Genomic DNA, 10104 nt, shown 5'->3' on the forward strand with positions numbered 1-10104 from the left:
CTAGGTTCGCTTTGGGTGGTTTGCCGAGTTCGAGGAGGCTTTCGGTGCGACGCGCGATCCTGGTGGCAGCGGTCCTGCTCGGCATCATGACACCCGCGACAGCGACAGCGGACCCGCTCGTCATGCCGCACGTCGTCGTCGCCCACAACACGTGGTGGGCCGAATGGACCGTCCACAGAGCGGGCGGCACGGTCGTCGCGAGCTACCCGCAGATCGGCGTCGTGGTCGCGTACACGGCGAAGGACGACTTCGCCGCGAAGGTCCGAAGGACACCTGGCATCGACGCTGTCGGCGCGACGCGCACCGCGAAGATCCCGAAGGAGTTTTTCGCGCCCCGCAAGGATGTCCGCTACACCGGGCCGAACTCGCCGAACTCCGGCCAGGTCCCGCCCGAGGGCACCGCGTGGGACGCCCCGGCGCTGCACCTGCCCGAAGCGCACGAGGTCACCGAAGGCAGCAGGCGCACCGTCGTCGGCGTGCTCGACGTCGGCGTCGACGACACCCACCCGGACCTGAAACCGGCCTTCGACGCGAAGGACTCCGTGTCCTGCCTTTCCGGCTGGGCCGACCGCAGCCCCGGCGCCTGGCGGCCGACGCTCGACGGCCACGGCACGCACGTCGCGGGCACGATCGCCGCGGCCCGCAACGGATCCGGCGTCGTCGGCGTCGCACCCGGAGTCCGGATCGCCGCCGTGAAACTCGCCGAACTCGACGACACCGAGACGGCCGAAAGCATGGTCTGCGGGTTCGTCTGGGCCGCCGAACACGGCTTCGCGATCACCAACAACAGCTACCGCTCGATCCCGTGGCGCTACAACTGCGACGACCAGCCCGACCAGGCCGCGGCCAAGCTCGCCGTCGGCCGCGCGGTCGCCTACGCCCAGCGTCGCGACGTCCTCGTGGTCGCCTCCGCCGGCAACGCCGGGATCAACCTCGACACGCGCTCGGTCGACCGCGAAAGCCCGGCCGACAGCACCCCGGTGGAACGCCCGATCGACCCGACGTGCACCCGCCTGCCGCACGAGCTGCCCGGCGTCGTCGGCACCGGCGCGCTCGACGAAAACGCGCTGAAAGCGAGCTTCTCCAACTACTCGGCGACGCGGATCAGCGTCGCGGCCCCCGGCGCACGCGTCTGGTCGACCTGGCCGAACGGCGAATACCGCTCGGCGAGCGGGACGTCGATGGCCGCACCGCACGCGAGCGGCGTCGCCGCGCTGATCGCGAGCGAGCACCCGCGCTGGGGTGCCGAACGGATCAAGCGCGCTCTCTACGAGACGGCGACGCCGCTCCCGTGTCCGGACACCGTCTGCAAGTCGACAAAGCAAGGCACGACCTACTACGGCCACGGGATGGTCGATGCGGCGAGCGCCGTCGGCGCGGGATGATGGCGCGGTGCTCGATCACCTCCTCTACGCCGGGCCGGACCTCGCCGAGGCCGTCGCCCGCGTCACCGAACTCACCGGCGTCACGCCCGCGCCCGGCGGCAGCCACGTCGGCCTCGGCACCGCCAACCACCTCGCCGACCTCGGCGCCGGCATGTACCTGGAGGTGATCGGCCCGGACCCGGCGCAACCGGAGCCCGAAGCGCCCCGGCCGTTCGGCATCGACGACCTCACCGAGCCCGCGCTCGTCGCGTGGGCAGTCCGCACCACGGACCTCGACACGACGATCGAGAACGCCCGCGCCCACGGCTTCGACCCGGGCGACGCGCGGGAGATGTCCCGCGAAACCGGCGACGGCGAACTGCTGCGCTGGCGGCTGACCCCACCGAGCACCCCGGGCACGCTCCACCCGTTCCTCATCGACTGGGGCAGCACCCCGCACCCGACGACGCGCGGCCTGCCGTCCCTGCCGCTGCTGATGGTGACGGGCACGCACCCGGACCCGGACTCGGTCCTCGCGGTGACGGACGCGCTCGGCCTCGAACTGCTGGTCCGCCGCGCGGACAGGGCGGGCCTGACCGCCGCTCTCCGGACCCCGGAAGGCCGTCAGGTCGCGCTCAGCTGAAAAGCCGTGAAGGCCTCCTCACCGGCTCAAGATGCCGGTAAGGAGGCCTTCACGGACTTCAGGCCTTGCCCTCGCGCCACAGGTTGGTCATCGGCAGCCGCCGGTCCCGGCCGAACGCCTTGAACGTGATCTTCGTGCCCGGCGGGTACTGGCGCCGCTTGTACTCGGCCTTGTCGACCATCCGCACCACGCGGTCGATCGTCTCCGGCTCGAACCCCGCCGAAACGAGGTCCGCGTAGCCGCGGTCGCCCTCGACGTAGTCGTCGAGGATGTCGTCGAGCAGCGCGTAGTCCGGCAGCGAGTCGGAGTCCATCTGACCCGGCCGCAGCTCGGCCGACGGCGGCTTCGAGATCGAGTTCTCGGGGATCGGCGGGGTTTCACCGCGCTTGACGGCTTCGGCGTTGCGCCACCGCGCCAGCTGCCACACGTGCGTCTTGAAGACGTCCTTGATCGGGGCGAACGCGCCGACCGCGTCACCGTAGATCGTGGAGTACCCGACCGCCAGCTCGGTCTTGTTGCCCGTGGCCAGCACCAGATGACCGTCCAGGTTGGACAGTGCCATGAGGAGCATGCCCCGCGTCCGCGCCTGGATGTTCTCTTCGGCCAGCCCCGTCAAGGAAAGCTGCTCGACGTACACGCGGACCATGTCCTCGACCGGCTCGACGCGGTAGTGCGCCCCGATGCGCCGCGCGAGGTCGGCCGCGTCGTCCTTCGAGTGGCCCGACGAGTACTGCGACGGCATCGAGACGCCGTAGACGTTGTCGCCGCCCAAAGCATCGGCGGCCAGCGAAGCGCAGACCGCCGAGTCGATGCCGCCGGAGAACCCGAACGTCACCGACGTGAACCCGTTCTTGTGCACGTAGTCCCGCAGCCCGACGACCAGCGCCGACCACACCTCGGCCTCGTCCGACAGCGGCTCGCTGATCACCGGCTCGGCGGTCGGCTCGTAGGCGGGCAGCGGGTCCGAGCTCAGCACCCGGCGCCGGACGTGCAGGCCGTCGAGCTCGCCGTCGCCGGCGTGGCCGCCCGCGGTGAGGTCCATGTCCAGCACGAGCAGGTGCTCGACGAACTGCGGCGCGCGCGCCAGCACCGTGCCGTCGGCGCGGACGACGAGCGAGTCTCCGTCGAAGACGAGGTCGTCCTGGCCGCCGACCTGGTTGGTGTAGACCAGCGGGGCGCCCGCTTCGGCGGCGCGGCGCGCGATGAGCGGCAGCCGCTGCTCGTCCTTCGACCGCTCGTACGGCGACGCGTTCGGCGCCACCACGAGGTCGACGCCGGCGCGGCCCAGCGCCGAGATCGGGCCGCCGTCCTGCCAGATGTCCTCGCAGATGACCATGCCGATGTCGAGCCCGTGGAACCGGACGACGTCGAGTTCGGTGCCCGGCTTGAACCAGCGGTGCTCGTCGAACACGCCGTAGTTCGGGAGGTGGTGCTTGAACTGCCGCGCGACGACCTCGCCGCGGTAGAGCGCCGCGGCCGCGTCGCGCGGGCCGACTTCGTCGAGGTCGAGGTAGCCGATGTAGGTCAGAACTTCGCCGCAGCCGGCCTCGTCGAGGCGGCGCGCCAGCGACTCGACGCCCTGCCGGGAAGCGGCGGCGAAGGTCTTGCGCAGCGAAAGGTCCTCGACGGGATAACCGGTCAGGGACATCTCGGGGAAGACGACGACGTGGGCGCCGGCTTCGGCGGCCCGGCGGGTCCAGGCGACGTGCAGGTCGGCGTTGCCGTCGAGGTCGCCGACGGTGGGGTTGACCTGGGCGAGCGCGATGCGCAGTTGCGGCATACGGCCATTCTGACGCACGGCCACCCGGCCGGCCGAGCGAATGTGGGCGAAACGCCACGGCCGGTTTCCGGCCGCGAGTAGGTTGCCGCCGACCGGACCAACCGGACAGGGAGAGCCGTGACGTACCCGCCGCAGCAGCCGGGCCAGTACCCGCACCAGCAGCACCCGGGCTACCCGCCGCCGGGCTATCCGCAGCAGTACGGCGGGATGCCGCCGAAGAAGGGCAACGGCCTGCTCATCGGCCTCATCGCGGGCAGCGTCGGCTTCCTGCTCGTGGTGATCTTCGTGATCACGGGCTTCTTCGCGCCGGGCTTCCTCGTCCCCGACGGCCGGCCGGCTTCGCGCGGCACCGACGGACCTCCGCTCGACCTCGACTCGGGCAGCGTCGTCGCGGGCAAGTTCATCCTCGCCGTCCTGGGCGACGACGCGACGGGGGCCCGCCAAGCGGCGTGCGCGTCCGCGGAAGGCGTCGTCGCCAGTGCGGTGAGGACGCTCGGCAGCCGCAACGCCCAGCTCAGCGCGGGCGCGCCGAGCCGGGCCGGAGCGGACGAGATCCGCGTCCCGCTGACGGGCACGATCGGGCGCGAGCCGGTGCAGGGGGAGCTGCGGGTGCAGCGCATCCAGCAGACCTACTGCATCTCCGGGATCACCGTGCCGTCCTGAAACGCGAACCGGGGGCCTCCGCGAACGGAGACCCCCGGCTTCGGCGAAGAAGGCTACTTCCGCTTGATCATGCTCCGGACCTTCTTGATGGTCTGCTCGAAGTCGGAGTCGAACGGGTTGTCGTGCACCAGGTAGGTCCACGTCGTGTTCGCCCGCCGGACGCCGGCCTCGCCCAGGTCGATGCCCTCGTCGGTCAGCTCGGCCTCTTCGAGCGTCTTCGCCGCCCGCGTGTCGGCCTCGTTGATGATCTTGTGGAACTCCGGGATCGCCGCGCGGTGGAACTCGTCCAGCGGCGTCTCCCGCGCCAGCGCCCGGAGGTGGATGCTCTCGCGGACGTCGGTCAGGAACGCCAGGTGGTCGGACCACAGCTGGTCGACGTGGAACAGCAGCACCTCGCGGCACATCTGCTCGAGCTTGTCCTGGTCGTCGAGCTTTTCCTTCAGCTCGCCGAACTTCTCCGGGTGCGCCTTCTCCAGCTGCTCCGCCGCGTACGCGGTGCGAAGCACCTTGTCGCGGTGCACCAGCAGGTCACGGCGCTGCCGCTCGATCAGCCGCGTGTAGCGCCACGTGTTGCGGTGGATCTCCAGGTCGACGCCCTCGGCGACGCGCTGGGCGTGGTTGAGCTGCCGCAGCGCCGCGCTGTCGGTGATCTCGCCGGTCTCTTCGTCGTCGACGATGCCCTCGGGCACGTCCGGCGCGTTCGACAGCACCAGCTCGTCGTTCAGGCTCGCGAAGAAGATCGCGCTGCCCGGGTCGCCCTGCCGGCCGGAGCGGCCGCGCAGCTGGCCGTCGAGCCGGCTCGACGGGTACCGCGCGGTGCCGATGACGTGCAGCCCGCCCAGCTCGACGACCTCTTCGCGGGACGCGCCGTCGGTGCCGCCCAGCCGGATGTCGGTACCGCGGCCCGCCATCTGCGTGGACACGGTGACCGCGCCCTTCTTGCCGGCCTCGGCGATGATCGCGGCCTCTTCGGCGTCGTTGCGCGCGTTGAGCACGACGCACTCGAGGTCGACCTTCGCCAGCTTCTCGGCCAGCTCTTCGGACTCGGCGACGTCCTGGGTGCCGACGAGGATCGGCCGCCCGGTCTCGTGCACCGTGCGGATCTCTTCTTCGATCGCCCGCAGCTTCTGCGACGGCGATGCGAAGATCCGGTCTTCGAGGTCCTCGCGGATGTTCGGCGTGTTCGGCGGGATGACCGCGACCTCGAGCTCGTAGAACTCGCGGAGCTGCTCGGCGACGGCGACCGCGGTGCCGGTCATGCCGGCGACCTCGGGGTAGCGCGCCAGCAGCGCCTGGACGGTGATCGAGTCCAGGATCTCGCCGCGGTCGGTCGCGGTGACCTGCTCCTTCGCCTCGACGGCCGCCTGCAGGCCGTCCGGCCAGCGCTGCAGCTCGGCGACGCGGCCGCGGGCGGCGTTGATGAGCTGCACCTTGCCGTCGCGGACGAGGTAGTCGACGTCGCGGGTGAGCAGCGCGTGCGCGTGCAGGGCGACGTTCACGGCGGGAAGCCGGTCCGACGCCGTCTCGCCGTAGAGGTCGTCGACCTCCAGGCCGAGCGACTTCGCGACGACGGACGCGCCGGCGTCGGTCAGCCAGGCGTTGCGGCCCTCGCTGTCGGTCTCGTAGTGCAGGTTGAGCCGCAGCCGCCGGACGACCTTCGCGACCTCTTCGTCGGCGTCGGTGTGGTCGATCGAGCCGGCCATCACCAGCGGGACGCGGGCCTCGTCGACCAGCACCGAGTCCGCCTCGTCGACGATCGCGACCTCGGGGTCGGGCTGGACCAGGTCGTCGACCGAAGTCACCAGCCGGTCGCGCAGCACGTCGAAGCCGATCTCGGCGACGGCGCCGTACGTGACGTCCTTGGCGTAGGCCTCGCGGCGTTCCTCGCGTGAGTGCGAGGGCTCGACCCACCCGACCGACACGCCGAGCAGGGCGTACACCGGGCCCATCCACTCCGCGTCGCGCCGGGCCAGGTAGTCGTTGACCGTGACGACGTGCACGCGCTTCCCTCGGATCGCGTAGCCGGCCGCGGCCAGCGCCCCGGCGAGCGTCTTGCCCTCACCGGTCTCCATCTGCACGACGTGCTTGCTGAGCAGGCCCATCGTGCCGAGCACCTGGACGTCGAACGCGCGCTCGCCGAGCGCCCGCCGGGCGGCCTCGCGCCCCAGCGCGCACACCTCGACCAGCTGGTCGTCGCCGAAGGCGGTGTCCTTCAGCTTCTCGCGGAGCTTGCCCGCCCGCTCGGTCAGCTCCTCGTCGGAGAGCTTCTCGAGCTCGGGTTCGAGCTTCTCGACCGCGGGCAGCAGTGCTTCGTAGCGGGTCAGCTCGACGCTGCCCGGCCGCTGGATGATCCGGCGGAGCTTCTTGCCCACCCGGCTGATCAGTGCTGCCACCCCTGGTCTCCCGTTCTCTCTCGCTCGACCGGCCTTCCACCACCCAACGCGATGGTGGTGCGTTCGAGTTCCGCGGCCGGATGGGACGATCCAACCGTGTTCCCTCATCCCAGCGCCAGGTCCGGTCGTCTCCGGATCACCGCAATTGCGACATCCGTGCTGATCGCGGCCTCGCTGGCCGCCTGCACGTCCACCGGCAAGCCGGAGGCGCCCGCGCCGACGACCGAGTCGCACCCGCCGTCCGGGCCCGTCCCCGCCGGTCTGGAGCGGTTCTACGGCCAGAGCCTGAGCTGGGGCGACTGCGCACCTTACGCGACGTCGGAGGACGCGCGGTCGGCGTTCCAGGCGAAAGACGTCCAGTGCGCCCGGCTGACCGTGCCGCTGGACTACGCCAAAGCGGCCGGCGACACCATCACGCTGGGCCTGCTCCGGCACAAGGCGACCGACGAGGGCTCCCGGATCGGGTCGCTCGTGGTCAACCCCGGCGGGCCGGGCGCGTCAGGCATGGTCGCGGCCGCCGGCCTGGTCAAGCCGACGACGAGCACCGGCCTCGGCAAGCGGTTCGACCTGGTCGGCTTCGACCCGCGGGGGATCGGCGCGAGTCAGCCGGCCATCCACTGCCTCACCGATCAGGAGCGCGACGCCGACCGCGCCGACGACAGCGAGACCGACGGTTCGCCGGCGGGCGTGCTGAAGCAGGAAGCCCAGGAGAAGGACTTCGCCGCGAAGTGCGCCCAGCGCACCGACGACGGCACCGGGATGCTGGCCAACGTCGGCACCCGGGACGTCGTGAAGGACCTGGACGTCCTCCGCTCGGTCCTCGGCGACGAAAAGCTCACCTACCTGGGCTACTCCTACGGCACCCGGATCGGCTCGGCCTACGCCGAGGCGTTCCCGAAGAACGTCCGCGCGATGATCCTCGACGGCGCGGTCGACCCGGAGCAGGACGCGGTCGAGTCGCTGGTCGCCCAGGGCCAGGGCTTCGGGACGGCGTTCACGCAGTTCGCGAAGTGGTGCACCGCCCAGCAGGACTGCGCGCTCGGCCAGGACGCGAACACCGCGGTGAAGGCGTTCCAGGACCTCGTCCGCCCGCTGATCGACTTCCCGGTGCAGGTCGGCGACGGCCGCAAGCTCTCCTACGAGGACGCGACCACCGGCGTCATCCAGGCGCTCTACCAGGAGAGCCTCTGGGACACGCTCAACACCGGCCTGAACGAGCTGAGGCAGCAGCGCGGCGTGACGCTGGAGAAGCTCGCGGACATCTACAACGAGCGCGACACCGACGGCAAGTACGGCACCACGCAGGACGCCTTCACCGCGATCCGCTGCGTCGACGACCCGCGCGTCACCGACCCGGCCGTCATCCTCAAGGCGCAGGAGGAGTACGTGAAGGTGGCGCCGTTCCTCGACGACGGCCGCCCGGCTTCGGCGGCTCGTGACGCCTGTGCGTTCTGGCCGGTGCCGAACACGTCGGAGCCGCACGTGCCGAGCGTCGAAGGCCTCGCGAAGACGCTGGTCATCTCGACGACCAACGACCCGGCGACGCCGTACCAGGCCGGCGTCAACCTCGCGAGGGGCCTGAAGGGCGCGCTGCTCACCTTCGAGGGCACGCAGCACACGGTGTTCCTGCAGGGCGTGAAGTGCGTGGACCAGGCGGGCACGGACTACCTCCTCGACGGCACGGTGCCGCCGGAGGGGACCCGGTGCACCGGGCAGTAGGTCTGACCGCCCTGGCGGTGCTGCTGGCGGCGTGCACGAGTGCTCCGGCGCCCGTGCCGCCGCCCGCTTCCCGGCCGCCTGACCCGGGAAAGTTCACTCGGCAGCAGCTCGCGTGGAGTCCGTGCGGCGATTCCCTGGACTGCGCCCACCTGACCGTGCCGCTGGACTACGCGGCGCCGGACGGACCGGCGATTTCGGTCGGCCTGCTGCGCCACAAGGCCACGAAACAGCGGATCGGCTCGCTGGTCGTCAACCCGGGCGGGCCGGGCGGCTCGGGCACGTCGACGGCCGCGGCGCTGGCCAAGTCGCCGGCCGCCGCGCCCCTGCTCGACCGCTTCGACCTGGTCGGCTTCGACCCGCGCGGCGTCGGCACCAGCGAACCCCGGATCATCTGCCGCACCGACGCCGAGCAGGACGCCGACCGTGCGTCCGACATCGAAAGCGACATGTCGCCCGATGGGGTGAAGAAGCAGCTCGCCGAGACGACCTCGTACGGCGCGAAGTGCGCCGAAGCGACGAAGTACGGCAAAACGCTGCTCGCGAACGTCGGCACACGAGACGTCGTACGCGATCTCGACGTCCTTCGCGCCGCGCTCGGCGACGAGAAGCTGACCTACCTCGGCTATTCGTACGGGACGCAGATCGGCGCGGCCTACGCCGAGGCGTACCCGCGCAACGTCCGCGCGCTGCTGCTCGACGGCGCCGTCGACCCCGCCCAGGGCCTGGTGAACTCGCTGGTCACGCAGGCCGCGGGCTTCCAGGACGCACTGAACGAGTTCGGCAGGTGGTGCGCGTGCCCGTTCGCCGGCCGTACCGAAGCGTTCCAGCGGCTGGTGCGTCCGCTGAGCACGAAGCCCCTCCCCGCGGGGAACCGCAAGCTGTCGTTCGAGGACGCGATCACGGGCACGTTCGCGGGGCTCTACTCACGCGCCGACTGGCCCGCGCTGAAAGCCGCGCTCGCGCAGGTGGCCGAGGGCAACGGGCGGACCCTGCTGGCCTTCGCCGACGACTACTACCGCCGCGATCACGACGGGCACTACGCGGGCGCGGTCGACGCGTACTTCGCCGTCCGCTGTGTCGACCACACCCGCGTCACCGACCGGGCCGCGATCGACCGCGCGCACGGGGAGATGCTGGCCGGCGCGCCGTTTCTGACCGGCGGCACGCCCGACACGAGCGAACTGGACATCTGCTCGACCTGGCCGGTCCCGCCGACGTCGGCCGAGCACGTGCCGCGCGTCGAAGGGCTGCCGAAGACCCTGGTCATCTCGACGACGCACGACCCCGCGACGCCGTACCAGCAGGGCGTCGACCTCGCGAAGTACCTCAAGAGCGCATTGCTGACCTACGAAGGGGTCCAGCACACGGTCTTCCTCGGCGGCAACGCGTGCGTCGACCGCGCGGGCATCGGCTACCTGATCGGCGGCACCGCCGCCGACGCCCGCTGCTAGCTGTATTGCCCCGTGAGGTTGGGGACGCGACTGGCGGGTGATTGGCCTGCGAGTGCGGTGTGTCCGCGGTGGTGATTGTAGGTATGCAGCC

Annotated in this window: 7 protein-coding genes; 5 read left to right on the plus strand and 2 right to left on the minus strand. The window is 71.2% G+C overall.

Features of this window, described 5'->3' with window-relative positions; all coding sequences use genetic code 11:
• Positions 1-44: 44 nt before the first annotated feature.
• Both ACZ4TR_RS41725 and ACZ4TR_RS41730 read left to right on the plus strand, forming a co-directional pair.
• Positions 45-1385 carry a S8 family peptidase gene (locus ACZ4TR_RS41725; protein WP_465293648.1) on the plus strand — a complete coding sequence of 447 codons (1341 nt, stop codon included), beginning with the start codon at positions 45-47 and terminating at the stop codon, positions 1383-1385.
• Positions 1386-1392: 7 nt separating this feature from the next.
• Positions 1393-2007: a VOC family protein gene (locus tag ACZ4TR_RS41730; RefSeq protein ID WP_465293650.1), complete on the plus strand. Its 615-nt coding sequence runs from the start codon at positions 1393-1395 to the stop codon at positions 2005-2007.
• Between the two features lie 58 nt (positions 2008-2065).
• Here ACZ4TR_RS41730 and ACZ4TR_RS41735 read toward each other — a convergent pair whose 3' ends face one another.
• Positions 2066-3787 (minus strand): NAD+ synthase, encoded by a 1722-nt coding sequence (locus tag ACZ4TR_RS41735; protein ID WP_364520012.1) that lies wholly within the window; start codon positions 3785-3787, stop codon positions 2066-2068.
• 117 nt (positions 3788-3904) lie between these two features.
• On the opposite strand from ACZ4TR_RS41735, the gene ACZ4TR_RS41740 reads away from it, so the two are divergent.
• Complete coding sequence (locus ACZ4TR_RS41740) at positions 3905-4450, plus strand: hypothetical protein (protein WP_465293651.1); 546 nt, start codon at positions 3905-3907, stop codon at positions 4448-4450.
• A gap of 53 nt (positions 4451-4503) precedes the next feature.
• On the opposite strand, the gene secA2 is transcribed toward ACZ4TR_RS41740, so the two are convergent.
• Positions 4504-6843 (minus strand): accessory Sec system translocase SecA2, encoded by a 2340-nt coding sequence (gene secA2, locus ACZ4TR_RS41745; RefSeq protein WP_465293653.1) that lies wholly within the window; start codon positions 6841-6843, stop codon positions 4504-4506.
• A 156-nt stretch (positions 6844-6999) separates the two neighbouring features.
• On the opposite strand from secA2, the gene ACZ4TR_RS41750 reads away from it, so the two are divergent.
• Positions 7000-8562, plus strand: a complete 1563-nt coding sequence (locus ACZ4TR_RS41750) for an alpha/beta hydrolase (RefSeq protein ID WP_465293655.1) — start codon at positions 7000-7002, stop codon at positions 8560-8562.
• Positions 8547-10013 (plus strand): alpha/beta hydrolase, encoded by a 1467-nt coding sequence (locus ACZ4TR_RS41755; protein WP_465293657.1) that lies wholly within the window; start codon positions 8547-8549, stop codon positions 10011-10013. The genes ACZ4TR_RS41750 and ACZ4TR_RS41755 overlap by 16 nt, the downstream gene beginning before the upstream one ends.
• Positions 10014-10104 lie beyond the last annotated feature (91 nt).

The organism is Amycolatopsis sp. NPDC028719 (genome assembly GCF_055565395.1).

What these genes read in the sequence shown, in the direction of transcription:
- ACZ4TR_RS41735 (WP_364520012.1), bottom strand. Translation starts at nt 3,787, where the DNA reads ATGCCGCAACTGCGCATCGCGCTCGCCCAGGTCAACCCCACCGTCGGC.